Raw genomic sequence first — 12,533 nt, forward strand, 5'->3', positions numbered from 1 at the left:
AGGATGCGGCCTGCCCGTTGTGATGTGATTGGTCTACTGCCTTGTTCTACAGGGAGTAGAACCCTTACGTTCTAGTTTACGGCCTTGCGGCGGGCGTCCGCGCATCATGCCTGAGTGAAAGACCGGCCAGGATCCAGAGCACGCCCGAGATGATGGCTCCGCCGCCGGCAACGCCCAGCAGCGCGTGCGGGCCGAGGGATATGAAGAACGGCAGGGCGGCGGCCGTCCCCAGGCCAACGACGCCCGAGGCGAGCCAGTCCCGCGCCAGGACATGGCGCCCCCTGAACCTGATGCCTAGATACAGTTCGGCTGCGGCCACGGCGGCGAGGCCCAAAGCGGCAATAACGGCGAACAGCAGGCTGCCCTGCAGGATCAGGACGCTGACCCCGGCGCCGGTGAGGACCGAGGCCGCGGCGGACATGGACCTGCCGGGCGCCGCCTCGCGGCGGAAACCGGAAAGGGGGATGCCCCAGAGCAGAATTGCGCCGGTTGCCAGGAGGTATGCCCCTCCCGCCCAGCTCATCCCCGTCTCGGAGGGCGCCGCCCAGAACACGGTCACGGCGCCGAACGCCAGCGCGGCGGCGGCGCGCAGCAGCACCGGCTTCCACAGTTCCGCCTGGTGGGCGGGCGCGGAGGCTTCAACGGGGTTCACGGGGGAAGTCACCGCTCCAGTTTAGTTCGCCTGCCTGTTTCCCCGAACCCGGCATCGGCGGCCGGTCCTTCAGACCTGTCCGCCCGGTCTGCCCTCACCCGCGGGGGCCCGTGTCAGGAGCCGAGCACCATCCAGCGGTCCGTTCGCGCCCTGAGCCCCAGCGTCATGGCCCGGGCCAGCATGTAGCCCAGCGAGAACGCCACCCAGACCCAGACCAGCGCCGCAGCGCCGCCGGGCCCCCAGAGCGGGACTGCCAGGAGCATCGGCAGGTAAACGGCAAGATTTACGACGCCGGCAATCGCCAAATATTTGGCGTCACCGGCCCCGATCAGCACGCCGTCCAGGACGAACACGTACCCCGCAATGGGCTGCCCTGCCGCCAGCACGAGCAGGGCAGTCGCGAGAACTGACTGGACACCGGCGTCGGAAGTGAACAAGGCGCCTGCGAAGGGGGCGGCCACGGCGAGCAGGACGCCCGTCACCACGCCAAAGCCGGTGCCCCAGCGGACCATGGTCCGGGTCAGCAGCCGGGCCTTCACCGGATTGGAGGCTCCGAGTTCCCTCCCGATGAGTGCCTGCGCGGCGATGGCAAGGGCATCCAGCGCAAAGGCGAGGAAGGTAAAGACGGTCATGGCCAGCTGATGCGCGGCGAGGTTCACGGCGCCCTGGGCCGTGACCACCAGGACGGTGGCAAGGATGGCAATCCGCAGGCTCAGGGTCCGGAGCATCAGCCATGAACCCACCTGGGTCATGGCGCGGATCCCGCGCCAGTCAGGCAGGAGCGAAACGCCGTGGCTGCGCGCGTTTCGCTGCACTATCAGGAGATAGACGGCCGCCATGGCCCACTGCGCGATGCTGGTTCCGACGGCGGACCCCGTGACGGACCAGCCCAGGCCATAGACCAGCATGAGGTTCAGTGCGATATTCAGGGCGAACCCTGCCGTGGCCACCACCAGCGGGGTCCTCGTGTCCTGAAGTCCCCGGAGCACACCCGTGCCGGCGAAGATCAGCAGCATAGCCACCAGTCCGGGCATGGACCAGCGGAGATAGTCCACGGCGAACGAACGGACCTCGCGGCCGGCGCCCATAAGTCCGACCAGCGGCTCCGCGGCGACGAAGCCCGCCACCGCCAGGATGGTCCCCAGCAGGAAGGCAAGCCAGACGCCGTCGCGGCCGGCGGCCAGGGCCTTGGCGAACTGCCCGTCGCCGATCGCGCGGGCCACGGCCGGAGTGGTGGAGTAGGCCAGGAACACCATCAGGCCGACAGCGGTGTGAAGCACGGCCGAGGCCAGTCCGACGCCGGCCAGCTGGGCAACCCCCAGGTGACCTACGATCGCCGAATCGGCGAGCAGGAAAAGCGGCTCCGCGATCAGGGCCCCGAACGCGGGGACCGCAAGGCGCAGGATTTCGCGGGCGTGGCTAGTGGGCCTCACGGCCGGAACCGTGGCGGAAGGTGAGTCGGGCACGGTTTCAGCCTAGCTGCCGGTGCGGTAGGGGCGGTCCGCCGCCGGCCCGGTTACCGGACCCGGTAATATTCCTGCAGTGCCACACACAGATTCGCTGCTACAGCCCGTGACCGTGTCCATTGCCCGCACCGTCCTCCCCGGCCGCACGCGCCAGGCCAGCGCCTGGGCCCACGCCGGCCAGGAACTGGCCCGCGAATGGCCCGGCTACCTCGGCTCCGGGTGGGTCCGCACCGCAGCGGATTCCGACGAATGGCACATGCTGTACCGTTTCGCGGACGCTGATCTCCTCAACGACTGGGAGCAGTCCGAGGAGCGCCGCTGGTGGATCGACAGCGCTGCCGGCCTCGTCGAGATCACGAGGGTGGAGCGCCGCACCGGGATCGAGGGCTGGTTCGCCCAGCCTGGCGATGTCCACCTCGCCGTTCCGGAGACCGTGGTGCCTCCGCGGTGGAAGCAGATGATCAGCATTTTCCTGCCGTTCTTTCCCCTCAGCCTGCTGGCCAACTTCCTGCTGCACCCTTTGACACAGGATTGGCCGCTGGTGCTCCAGGTACTTCTGGCCACCTGCATCCTGACCCCGCTCATGACATACATCTTCCTTCCGGCCACCACCAGGCTGCTCGGCCCCTGGCTCCGGACAAGACGCTCGTAGGGCCCCGAAGAGTGCGAACCGTCACAATTAGTTGACACTTCAACTAATTGTGCGGGACAGTGGACTTGAAGCTACAAGCGATCCGATCGCCCGCTCACAAGACCGAACGCAACCGATACGAACGGCGAATTTCCCATGAACCAGCCCACCCTGACCACCACAGCCCTGACCGTCCTGCGCGTCATCGTCGGATTCCTGTTCGCAGCCCACGGCTGGCAGAAGTTCAGCGAGTTCACCATCGCCGGCACCCAGGCGTCCTTCGCAAAGATGGGCGTTCCTGCCGCCGAGGCCGCGGCCCCGGTCGTCGCCACGCTCGAACTGGCAGGCGGCATCGCCTTGATCCTCGGCGTGCTCGCCCGGGTCTTCGCCGCCCTGCTGGCACTGGACATGCTCGGCGCCTTCTTCCTGGTGCACGCCCCGGCCGGCGTCTTCGCAGCCAACGGCGGGTACGAACTGGTCCTCCTGCTGGCCGCAGCCGCCCTCGCCATCGCCCTCACCGGAGCCGGCCGCCTCTCGGTTGACCGCGCCGTGTTCGGCCGCGCCCGCTCGAAGCTGAACGCCCTCGCCTAGGACGTCACCTCACGGAATGCCCGACGGCGGCTGCGCACCCACGTGCGCAGCTGCCGTCTTTCGTCTGTTCCGCTTGGGGACGGGTCGCCGCTATTAGCCGGTTACACCCGTCAGCTCATCCGGGACGTGCTCCAACTCGCCGGACCTGACCACCCTTCCGGTTTTCAGGTCAACGGCATGGATTTTCCTGGCCGCGGGATCCGACACGTAGGCCATGGCGCCCTGTACGAACAGTGTGGGCCGGGGATCCTGCCATACCTCGGGCTCCTGCCAGGCGGGAACAACCGGGATGTGTGCCGTCACTGCGCCGGTCAGCGGATTGACCACATGAAGGGCGCCGTCGGTTCCCAGGACCAAGGCTTCCCCGGCCGGCCCGCGGCCCAGAGAGCGGAATGAATAGCTCGTTCCGAGGTCAACCAGCTTCAGCTTTCCGGAGTCGGTGTTCACGAGCGAAATCCTGGTGGGACGTTCCAGGACGGCGTCTTTGTCCACCTTGTAGTCCGCCAGGAGCACCGGTGATGCCGGCGATCCCGCCTGGTTGCCCATCCGGCCGTAGGGGTCGGGGCTGGAGACCTTCGAAAATTTCCCGTCTTTGTAGATCAGCATGCCGTCCTCGCATCCGAACGCAACCGTCTCCTCCCCCGCGACGGCCTCGCCATGCACGCCAGGGCACTCCTCGCTGCGGATGATCTCGGCACGGGCCTGTCCGTCCGGGGCTGCGCCCAGCATGGCGACGCCGCTGCGGGCTTCCTCGTCGCCCACGGTCACCAGCAAACTGCCGTCCGCCAGCTCCACAGCCACGCCGTGATGGGCATCGGGGGCGGTGTAGGTGGACGTCGCGGGCAGCCCGGATTCCAGCGCCGCGCCCAGTCCGTCGGACTTGAAGGCCTCCACTGTGCCTGATCCGTCATTGAACAGGACCGTTTTGCCGGCGTGCCGGACCACATGGCCGGGCTTGCTCGCCTCGAACGCGCGGCCTGTCAGCTGAGGCTCGGCTGCGTACGAGTGTCCATGGTCGCCGTGGCGCTCGGTCCACACTCCCGAATCGAAGACACGGAATGCATCGCCGGTGGCCACGAGGATGTGGCGCCCGTCCCCCGCCGGGCTGAGGCGGTTGTACCCCTCCAGTTCCGCCCCGCCGATCGGCTCCAACGTGGCCGCGTCCAGGACCCCGACGCCGCCCGAATGCGTGAACACGAGCCTTGGTTCGGGCGCCCGCACCTCCCGGGGACCCGCGCCCTGGGGGCCTCCGCCCTGATGTGGCGACGCGCCGGACGGCACTCCGGCAGTCCCGCCCGCTTCCTGGCCGCAGCCGGACAGCAGGGCCGCAAGGCCGAGCGTGCCGGCGAGGAGGCCAAGGCGGGCGGGAGCGGGGAACGGGGTTCTGAGTGAAGATGTCATGACACTAATGATAATCATTATCTTTAGTGTTTGATGTCATCCTTGCTGCCTCGTCCGCTTGTGGCGGGCCGGGGATCGATTGTGTCCCCCCGAACGCCGGGTAGCCCGGCGGATCAGTAAACTCACAGCATGAGCGAGACTGCCGCCAATTCCGTGACCCTCCGCTTCCTTGCGGCCCCCACCGACGTCGGCCACAGCGGCTCTGTGGACGCCGGAACAGTGCTGGAATGGGTGGACAAGGCTGCCTACGCCGCCGCGGTCGGCTGGGCAAAGTCGTACTGCGTCACGGCCTACGTGGGGAACATCCACTTCGCGGACCCCGTCAACAGCGGCGACATGGTGGAAGTCACCGCCACCATCGTTTACACCGGCCGGTCCTCGATGCATATCCGGACCGTCGTCTCCTCCGGCGATCCGAAGGGCGGACCCGCCACCATGCGCAGCCAGTGCATGGTGATCTTCGTGGCCGTGGGCGAGGACGGCAAGCCCATCCCCGTCAAACAGTTTGAACCCGCCACCCCGCAGGAACTGGAAGAGCGGGACCACGCCCTGGCACGGATCGGGATCCGCGAGCAGATCGTGGAAGCCATGAACGCCCAGGAATATACCGAGGCCGGAACTGCCGAACGCGTGGTGCTGCGGTTCATGGCGGCACCAACGGACGTCAACTGGGGCGGGAAGGTCCACGGCGGGATCGTCATGAAGTGGATCGACGAGGCTGCCTACGTCTGCGCATCGCGCCACTGCGGCAAGGACACTGTGGCAGTGTTTTCCGGCGGCGTCCGCTTCTACCGCCCGCTGCTGATCGGCCACGTGGTGGAGGTCGAGGCCAGGCTCGTCTACACAGGCACCAAAGGTATGCACGTGGCGGTACATGTCCGTTCGGGCGACCCCAAGGGCGGCGAACTGAACCTGACCACCTACTGCCTCACCGTCATGGTGGCCCGGGACGCCGAGGGCACCTCCGTGCCGATTCCCCAATGGGTGCCCGTTTCGGATGAGGACAAGCGCCTCCATGCCCACGCCCGCCACCTACTGGAAATCCGTGCCGCCGCGCCGGGAAACCGGCTGCCGAACCACCTGCTGCAGCAGGGCGTATAGGCCCCGGCTAGAACCCGCCGCCCCCGGCATCCGCCGCCATGTTGGCAAAGCGCGAGTAGTGACCCTGGAACGCGACCACGATGTCCTTCGTGGGCCCGTTACGGTGCTTGGCGATGAGGATGTCCGCCTCACCGGCCCGCGGGGACTCCTTGTCGTAGACGTCCTCGCGGTGCAGCAGGATCACCATGTCGGCGTCCTGCTCGATGGACCCCGACTCGCGAAGGTCCGACACCATGGGCCGCTTGTCCTGGCGCTGCTCGGAACCACGGTTCAGCTGTGACAGCGCGATGACCGGGACCTGCAGCTCCTTGGCGAGCAGCTTCAGTGCACGCGAGAACTCCGAGACCTCCTGCTGGCGGGACTCCACCTTCTTGCCGGAGCTCATCAGCTGCAGGTAGTCGAGGATCACGAGCTTGAGGTCATGCTGCTGCTTGAGGCGCCGGCACTTGGCCCTGATCTCCATGAGGGACATGTTGGGGCTGTCGTCAATGAACAGCGGCGCATCGTTCATGCGGCCCATGGTGGTCGCGATCTTGGACCACTGCTCATCCTTGATGGTGCCCTTGCGGAGGTCCTGCAGCCCGATGGTGGCCTCGGCGGACAGGAGGCGCATGGCAATCTCGTTCCGGCCCATTTCGAGGGAGAACATCACCGTGGCCAGGTTGTTCTTGATGGCAGCCGAGCGGGCAAAGTCCAGCGCGAAGGTGGACTTACCCACGGCGGGACGGGCGGCGATGACGATCATCTGGCCCGGATGCAGTCCGTGGGTGAGCTCGTCCAGCTCGTAGAAGCCGGTCGGGACGCCCACCATGCCTTCGCCGCGGTGGCCGGAGGCCTCGATCTCGTCCACCGTGGACTCCATGACGTCCTTCAGGACGACGTAGTCCTCCGCGGTCCGGCGCTCGGCGACGGCATAGACCTCAGCCTGCGCCTGGTTGACGAGGTCTTCGACTTCGCCGTCCTGGCCGTAGCCCAGCTGGACGATCTTGGTACCGGCGTTGACCAGGCGCCGGAGGACGGCCCGTTCGGCCACGATCTCGGCGTAGTAGCCGGCGTTGGCCGCGGTGGGAACGGTCTGGATGAGCTCGTGGAGGTAGGCGGGGCCGCCAATCCTGTTGATCTCGCCGCGCTTGGTCAGCTCGTCCGAGACCGTGACGGCATCGGCGGGTTCGCCGCGGCCATAGAGGTCGATGACGGCTTCGTAGATGGTTTCGTGGGCAGGGCGGTAAAAGTCCTGGCCGCGGAGGATCTCCACGACGTCCGCGATGGCGTCCTTGGAGAGCATCATGCCGCCCAGGACGGACTGTTCGGCCGGAATGTCCTGCGGAGGTTTGCGGCTGCCTTCGGAGCTGCGGTTGCCCTCGATTGAGTCCAGGTGCGTAACTGACAAAGCTGCCGTCCTCCATTGTGCCCGCAGTTCCCGGAGGGGAATCTGCGGCGGGTGTGCCGTATGCCGGGTGGGTGGGCCGTTCAGCGGAACCTGCTGCGCGGCTGGTGCTACTACACCAGCCGGCCCTGACATTTTCCGCCTGACGCCGTGCCCCCGCGGCGACTCCTCATCAACAGGTTTTCCACAGGCAGCACGGAGTAGCCGGAGCCTGGGAAATCGTCAGCTCCAGTGTGCCGGGCCGAAAGGGAACCGCGTCCTGATGGGGTGTCTCCGCTACGTTAGCGCCCGCCGGTCAACGCACAAAGCCCGCAGTTCTGCACCTCTGTGGATAACCTGTGCACAACGCTCCCCTGCTTGTGCACAGCCTGTGGGTGAAGCTGTGGAAATCAATTTTCTTTTGGGCATATATAGCCCCTGACCTGCGGAAACGCGGCTTTGAGCCTGTGGACGGAATAAAACATTTCCGAACCTTCATCCACAGCCTGAAGCCGGTTGCTGGGGATACCGGCCGGTAATTTTGCGCTTTGGAGGCGCAAATCCGGGGTTCTTGCGGGCGAACTCACCGCCTGGCCCCCGGGGTCCCGCGCAGTTCCGGCAGCGGCCGCTATATGCGCGTTCCGGCACATGCTGTGGATAATGCGCATCTGGCCTAAGCTCTAACTATGGGCGACGTTCTGATAGTCATATTGCCTGTCCTTATCCTCATGGCTGTCCTCTGGGCCCTGTCCACGGCACTGAAGCCGCGGGATACTGGCATGTCGGAGGCGGAACGCTACCAGTTGGATCTGGCCAGGCGCTCGCAGGCCCACTACGCCGCCCAGGTGCAGGCCGCGACGGCCGCCCGTGCCCGCGTTGATGCGGCAACGCGGCCCAGCCAGAACGAACAGCAGCACACCCAGCAGCAGGACCACGCCCGGGCGGCGCTCCTGGGCCAGCCGGGGTTAACCGCAGGCCAGGGGCAGCACGCTTTGCAGGGCGCTGTTCTGCCCGGGGGCCAACTCAATCCGCAGTTGGCCCTCCAGCTGCAGTCCATGGCGCGCAACGGGCAGAAAATCCAGGCAATCAGGCTTCTCCGCCAGGCAACCCACTCCGACCTTTTGACCGCCAAGCAATATGTAGATCGGCTTTAGAACAATGGAATCGCTCGTGATCCCCCTCCTGATCCTCGTGGCCGTCGCCGTCGCCGTGACCCTCACGGCCCGGGGCTGGGGGCGCCGGCGGCAGTCCGCCGAGCCCGCCAAGGCCCCGCCGGAATCCGCGGAACTGGCGAAAATGGCTGCCGCCAAGCTGTCGGAGGAAGAACACCGGAGGCTGTACGCCCTGATTGCGCAGGGCCAGGCCATGGCTGCCATCAAGCTCTACTACGAGGTTTCAGGCCAGGGCCTCAGGGCCTCGCGGGACGCAGTTGCCGCGCTGGCGGCCCACCCGCAGCCCTTCCGCTCGCCGCCCCAGGCAACCAGCGAGCCCGATGCGGACGACGACACGCCGCAGCGCTTCCCTTACCGGTACCGGGCGATCGCCAGCAAGGGCGACGTCACCCGGGAGGTCAGCAGCAACATGCTGAACGACGAGATCTACGGCCGCATCCGCACCCTCGCCAAGAGCGGCAACACGGAGGCCGCAGCCACCGCGCTGACCCGGCACTCGGATATCACCATGAAGCAGGCCCGCGAATTCATCGCGCTGCTTGACGACTGAACCGCCCTCTACGAACCCGGCGGCGACTAGAAGTCGAAGAGGTCACCCAGCCAGCCTTCCTTCTTCTTGGGCCGGCGGCGGTCGTAGTCGCGGTCATAGCCCTTGCCGTGGCCGCGGTCATCGTAGCGGGCCTGGTCACGCCGCGGCTCGTTGTTCCGGTACAGGGGAGGCGGGGCCATGCCGACGGGCGGGGCAGGCGCCGGGGGTGCTGCGGGAGCTGCCGGTCCCGCGGCGGCCACACGGTCGATGATCTTGTCCAGCTCCCCGCGGTCCAGCCACACACCCCGGCACTGGGGGCAGTAGTCGATTTCGACGCCGCTGCGTTCGCTCATGATCAGGTCTACAGAATCAACAGGACATTTCATGTCCGGCACAACGAGCGGATGCGGGGAATAGTTCGCCGGCGCCGTGGCCTACCGTGCGCCCGAGATGCCCGCGAGCAGCTGTTCAAAGGGCAGGGACTCCAGCGGGGCGGCCTTCCGCCCCGGTTGCGCGCCCTCGAGCAGGTGGCTGAATTCGGCCGCAGCACGGTCGATCCGCGCGGAAAGGGGCGTGCCGCCGTCGTCCGTGTTGCCCCAGTCCTGGGGGCCGGCGAAGACGGCCGTCGCCGCCGTACGCGTGCGCAGGTAGCTGAACAGCGGGCGCATGGCGTACTCGAGGACCATCTGGTGGCGGTCAGTGCCGCCCGTGGCGCCCAGCAGCACGGCCTTTCCGTCCAGGGACTTGGGATCCAGGACATCGATGAAGGACTTGAAGAGCCCGCTGTACGAGGCACTGAAGACAGGCGTGACGGCGACGATGCCGTCCGAGGCCTCCACTCCGGCGATCGCATCCGCCAGGCGGGGTCCCGCGTAGCCCGTGACGAAATTGTTGGCAATGTCCACGGCCAGGTCGCGGAGTTCCATGACGTCCACGGCCACCTCGTATCCTGCCGCCTCCAACCGCTGCTGGGCGGCTGCGGCGAGCTGGTCGGCGAGCAGGCGGCTCGACGACGGTACGCCCAGGCCGGCGGACAGAACGGTGATACGGCGGGTCTCCACGGTGGTCTCCTCAGGTTCGACTGCTAGTGACAGTGCATGCGTTTGCATCTACTCGCTCAACCCGCGGGCCTTCGAGTTTATTCCGCCGCATGCGAGGGGCAGGCGACGCAGGCGAACATCCCGCGGGAGAGTGCTGGTGACGGCCGGCTCTGCCGGGGCTGGATTCGAGCGAAGTAGACTGCGTCCATGACGGAGAACAAGACGCAGGTGACCGGCGCCTCGGCGGACGAATTCGTCGCCGGGGTGGAGCATCCCGCCCGGCGCCAGGACGCACTCCGGCTGCGGGACCTCATGGCGGAGCTCACGGGCGAGGAGCCCGAGGTCTGGGGGCCCACCATCGTGGGCTTCGGCAGGGTGCACTACAAGTACGCCACCGGCCGCGAGGGGGACATGCCCGCCGTGGGGTTTTCGCCCCGGAAAGCCAGCCTCTCGCTGTACGGCCTGACCAATGCGCCGGAGTCCGCGGAATTGCTGGCCCGGCTCGGCAAGCACACGACCGGCGCAGGCTGCCTGTACGTGAACAAACTCGCTGACGTGGACGAGGCGGTCCTGGCCGAGCTCATCAGGCTCGGCTACCGCTACTGCACCACCGTCATTCACCAGGCCTGAACGGCCCGGTGTTAACGCGAAAACCCCCGCCGTCGGCTTCCCGGAGGAATCCGACGGCGGGGGCCGTCAGCAGTTCAGGACTGCGTAGCGGTCTGGCGTGAAGCCGGAACGACTACTTGCCTGCGACTACGTCGAGTTCGATCACAGCGGCAACGTCGTCGTGAAGACGGACGTTGGCCTGGTAGGAACCGACCGACTTGATGTGTGCCGGCAGTTCAACCTTGCGCTTGTCGATGCGGCCAAGGCCAGCGGCCTCAACAGCGTCGGCCACGTCGCCCTGCTTGACGGTGCCGAACAGGCGGCCGCTTTCGCCGGCCTTGACGACCAGCTTGACCGGCTTGGCGGAGAGTGCAGCGGCCTGCTTCTGAGCATCTTCCAGGGAAGCGTGCTCGCGGGCAACGCGGGCAGCCTTGATGGACTCAACCTGCTTCTCGCCACCCTTGGTCCAGGTCAGAGCGAAGTTGCGGGGCAGCAGGTAGTTACGTGCGTAACCGTCCTTGACCTCGACAACGTCGCCAGCAGCACCGAGACCGGTTACTTCGTGGGTCAGAATGAGCTTTGCCATGTTAGTTAATCCCTTCCTTAGCCGCGGCCAGCGCCGGAGTAAGGCAGCAGAGCAACTTCGCGGGCGTTCTTGATTGCCTGGGCGATCTTGCGCTGTTCCTGCACCGTGACGCCAGTGACGCGACGGGCGCGGATCTTTCCGCGGTCGGAGATGAACTTGCGCAGCAATGCTACGTCCTTGTAGTCGATGACAGTGATGTCAGCGGCCTTCAAGGGGTTGGACTTTGGTTTGGGCTTACGGAGTTCAGCCTTAGCCATCGTGGAGCTCCTATTCTATGGAGCCCGTGGATATTGATCCACGGGATGGTGGTGGTCCGACGGCGGCAGTCACCATGGTGCCTTCGGCACCCGGGCGGTTCCGGCGTCGAACCTTTAATTTGTTGTTTTAGAAGGGAGGTTCGGAATCCGGGCCGTTGCCCCAGCCGCCGCCTGCATTGCTGACCCCGGGCGTGGCCCAAGGGTCTTCCTGCGCTGCGGGCTGGTTGCCGCCCCAGGTTCCTCCGGTGTTGCCGCCCTGGTTTCCACCCTGGCCGCCACCGAATCCACCGCCGCTGTTGCCTCCGCCGAAGCCACCCTGGCCACCCTGAGCGCCGGAGCGCTGGGTGCGGTTGACCTTGGCATTGGCGTAGCGCAGGCTCGGGCCGATTTCATCGACTTCGAGCTCGATAACGGTGCGCTTTTCGCCTTCTTTTGTTTCGTAGGAACGGCTCTTCAGGCGGCCGTTGACGATCACGCGCATGCCCTTTGTCAGGGACTCGGCGACGTTTTCGGCTGCTTCGCGCCACACCGATGCGCGGAGGAACAGGGTTTCCCCGTCCTTCCACTCATTGGACTGGCGGTCGAAGGTGCGAGGCGTGGAAGCGATGGTGAAGTTCGCTACTGCCGAACCTGACGGTGTGAACCTCAGTTCGGGGTCATTGGTGAGATTACCGATGACCGTAATAGTGGTTTCGCCTGCCATCTACTGCCTCCTTGTTCGTTCCTGCGGGGTAAAGAATAAAAGCCGGGAGCTGAAATTACTCAGCAACGACCTTCTGCTCTTCGGGGCGGGTGATCTTGGTGCGCATGATGGTCTCGTTGAGACTCAGCTGGCGGTCAAGTTCCTTGGCGGTTTCCGGCTTGGCGGTGAAGTTCACCACGGCGTAGATTCCTTCGGACTTCTTCTTGATGTCATAGGCGAGGCGACGACGGCCCCAGATGTCAACCTTTTCGATGGTTCCACCATCGTTGGTGATGACATTCAGGAACTTCTGAAGCGACGGCTCTACGGTACGCTCTTCGACCTCGGGGTCGATGATTACCATCAATTCGTAAGGACGCATATGTGAACCCACCTCCTTTGGGCTAAGCGGTTACGGCATTTCCGTAACAGGAGGTTCATTTGCGGTGC

General features: G+C 66.0%; 16 protein-coding genes. 6 read left to right on the forward strand and 10 right to left on the reverse strand.

The features are described from left to right. Positions 1-76: 76 nt before the first annotated feature. Both ASG92_RS01215 and ASG92_RS01220 read right to left on the reverse strand, forming a co-directional pair. A complete protein-coding gene (locus tag ASG92_RS01215; protein ID WP_056623232.1) occupies positions 77-664 on the reverse strand; it encodes a hypothetical protein in 588 nt (195 codons plus the stop codon). 101 nt (positions 665-765) lie between these two features. After that, positions 766-2,118, reverse strand: a complete 1,353-nt coding sequence (locus ASG92_RS01220) for an MATE family efflux transporter (RefSeq protein ID WP_082579233.1) — start codon at positions 2,116-2,118, stop codon at positions 766-768. A gap of 76 nt (positions 2,119-2,194) precedes the next feature. Here ASG92_RS01220 and ASG92_RS01225 point away from each other — a divergent pair, with 76 nt between their 5' ends. Beyond that, the gene (locus ASG92_RS01225; RefSeq protein ID WP_240986948.1) at positions 2,195-2,770 is read left to right on the forward strand and encodes an antibiotic biosynthesis monooxygenase; all 576 of its coding nucleotides are present in this window, start codon (positions 2,195-2,197) and stop codon (positions 2,768-2,770) included. Positions 2,771-2,905: 135 nt separating this feature from the next. Then, positions 2,906-3,340, forward strand: coding sequence for a DoxX family protein (locus ASG92_RS01230; protein ID WP_056623236.1), 435 nt, complete (start codon positions 2,906-2,908; stop codon positions 3,338-3,340). A 93-nt stretch (positions 3,341-3,433) separates the two neighbouring features. On the opposite strand, the gene aztD is transcribed toward ASG92_RS01230, so the two are convergent. Next, on the reverse strand, positions 3,434-4,741 hold the full coding sequence (aztD, locus tag ASG92_RS01235) for a zinc metallochaperone AztD (protein WP_056623240.1): 1,308 nt from the start codon (positions 4,739-4,741) through the stop codon (positions 3,434-3,436). Between the two features lie 129 nt (positions 4,742-4,870). Here aztD and ASG92_RS01240 point away from each other — a divergent pair, with 129 nt between their 5' ends. Continuing rightward, entirely contained in the window at positions 4,871-5,842 is a 972-nt protein-coding gene (locus ASG92_RS01240; RefSeq protein WP_056623243.1) for an acyl-CoA thioesterase, read from the forward strand. Between the two features lie 7 nt (positions 5,843-5,849). Here the strand turns inward: ASG92_RS01240 and dnaB are convergent, their stop codons facing one another. Beyond that, positions 5,850-7,232, reverse strand: coding sequence for a replicative DNA helicase (gene dnaB / locus ASG92_RS01245; protein ID WP_056623245.1), 1,383 nt, complete (start codon positions 7,230-7,232; stop codon positions 5,850-5,852). Positions 7,233-7,894: 662 nt separating this feature from the next. Between dnaB and ASG92_RS01250 the strand changes: the two genes are divergently transcribed. Together ASG92_RS01250 and ASG92_RS01255 are read left to right on the forward strand one after the other, a co-directional pair. Next, the gene (locus ASG92_RS01250; RefSeq protein WP_056623248.1) at positions 7,895-8,362 is read left to right on the forward strand and encodes a hypothetical protein; all 468 of its coding nucleotides are present in this window, start codon (positions 7,895-7,897) and stop codon (positions 8,360-8,362) included. Between the two features lie 4 nt (positions 8,363-8,366). Beyond that, positions 8,367-8,930 carry a hypothetical protein gene (locus ASG92_RS01255; protein WP_056623250.1) on the forward strand — a complete coding sequence of 188 codons (564 nt, stop codon included), beginning with the start codon at positions 8,367-8,369 and terminating at the stop codon, positions 8,928-8,930. 26 nt (positions 8,931-8,956) lie between these two features. Here the strand turns inward: ASG92_RS01255 and ASG92_RS01260 are convergent, their stop codons facing one another. Together ASG92_RS01260 and ASG92_RS01265 are read right to left on the reverse strand one after the other, a co-directional pair. Next, positions 8,957-9,295 (reverse strand): zf-TFIIB domain-containing protein, encoded by a 339-nt coding sequence (locus ASG92_RS01260; protein WP_056623886.1) that lies wholly within the window; start codon positions 9,293-9,295, stop codon positions 8,957-8,959. A 48-nt stretch (positions 9,296-9,343) separates the two neighbouring features. Then, positions 9,344-9,970, reverse strand: a complete 627-nt coding sequence (locus ASG92_RS01265) for an FMN reductase (RefSeq protein ID WP_056623889.1) — start codon at positions 9,968-9,970, stop codon at positions 9,344-9,346. Between the two features lie 186 nt (positions 9,971-10,156). Here ASG92_RS01265 and ASG92_RS01270 point away from each other — a divergent pair, with 186 nt between their 5' ends. Beyond that, positions 10,157-10,579, forward strand: coding sequence for a DUF1801 domain-containing protein (locus tag ASG92_RS01270; protein ID WP_056623253.1), 423 nt, complete (start codon positions 10,157-10,159; stop codon positions 10,577-10,579). A gap of 112 nt (positions 10,580-10,691) precedes the next feature. Here the strand turns inward: ASG92_RS01270 and rplI are convergent, their stop codons facing one another. The 4 genes from rplI to rpsF form a co-directional block, all read right to left on the reverse strand. After that, complete coding sequence (rplI, locus tag ASG92_RS01275) at positions 10,692-11,144, reverse strand: 50S ribosomal protein L9 (protein ID WP_056623257.1); 453 nt, start codon at positions 11,142-11,144, stop codon at positions 10,692-10,694. A 17-nt stretch (positions 11,145-11,161) separates the two neighbouring features. Beyond that, positions 11,162-11,401, reverse strand: coding sequence for a 30S ribosomal protein S18 (rpsR, locus tag ASG92_RS01280; protein WP_003800144.1), 240 nt, complete (start codon positions 11,399-11,401; stop codon positions 11,162-11,164). A gap of 127 nt (positions 11,402-11,528) precedes the next feature. Continuing rightward, positions 11,529-12,104, reverse strand: coding sequence for a single-stranded DNA-binding protein (locus ASG92_RS01285; RefSeq protein ID WP_056623260.1), 576 nt, complete (start codon positions 12,102-12,104; stop codon positions 11,529-11,531). A 55-nt stretch (positions 12,105-12,159) separates the two neighbouring features. Continuing rightward, positions 12,160-12,465, reverse strand: a complete 306-nt coding sequence (gene rpsF / locus ASG92_RS01290; RefSeq protein ID WP_015939036.1) for a 30S ribosomal protein S6 — start codon at positions 12,463-12,465, stop codon at positions 12,160-12,162. Positions 12,466-12,533 lie beyond the last annotated feature (68 nt).

The sequence above is a fragment of the Arthrobacter sp. Soil736 genome, from assembly GCF_001428005.1.
Lineage (GTDB): Bacteria > Actinomycetota > Actinomycetes > Actinomycetales > Micrococcaceae > Arthrobacter.

Bases quoted from the DNA above. Each gene is read 5' to 3' on its own strand.
- ASG92_RS01230 (WP_056623236.1), top strand. From the start codon at position 2,906: ATGAACCAGCCCACCCTGACCACCACAGCCCTGACCGTCCTGCGCGTC.
- aztD (WP_056623240.1), bottom strand. From the start codon at position 4,741: ATGACATCTTCACTCAGAACCCCGTTCCCCGCTCCCGCCCGCCTTGGC.
- ASG92_RS01240 (WP_056623243.1), top strand. From the start codon at position 4,871: ATGAGCGAGACTGCCGCCAATTCCGTGACCCTCCGCTTCCTTGCGGCC.
- ASG92_RS01250 (WP_056623248.1), top strand. From the start codon at position 7,895: ATGGGCGACGTTCTGATAGTCATATTGCCTGTCCTTATCCTCATGGCT.
- ASG92_RS01255 (WP_056623250.1), top strand. From the start codon at position 8,367: ATGGAATCGCTCGTGATCCCCCTCCTGATCCTCGTGGCCGTCGCCGTC.
- ASG92_RS01260 (WP_056623886.1), bottom strand. From the start codon at position 9,295: ATGAAATGTCCTGTTGATTCTGTAGACCTGATCATGAGCGAACGCAGC.
- ASG92_RS01270 (WP_056623253.1), top strand. From the start codon at position 10,157: ATGACGGAGAACAAGACGCAGGTGACCGGCGCCTCGGCGGACGAATTC.
- rplI (WP_056623257.1), bottom strand. From the start codon at position 11,144: ATGGCAAAGCTCATTCTGACCCACGAAGTAACCGGTCTCGGTGCTGCT.
- rpsR (WP_003800144.1), bottom strand. From the start codon at position 11,401: ATGGCTAAGGCTGAACTCCGTAAGCCCAAACCAAAGTCCAACCCCTTG.
- ASG92_RS01285 (WP_056623260.1), bottom strand. From the start codon at position 12,104: ATGGCAGGCGAAACCACTATTACGGTCATCGGTAATCTCACCAATGAC.
- rpsF (WP_015939036.1), bottom strand. From the start codon at position 12,465: ATGCGTCCTTACGAATTGATGGTAATCATCGACCCCGAGGTCGAAGAG.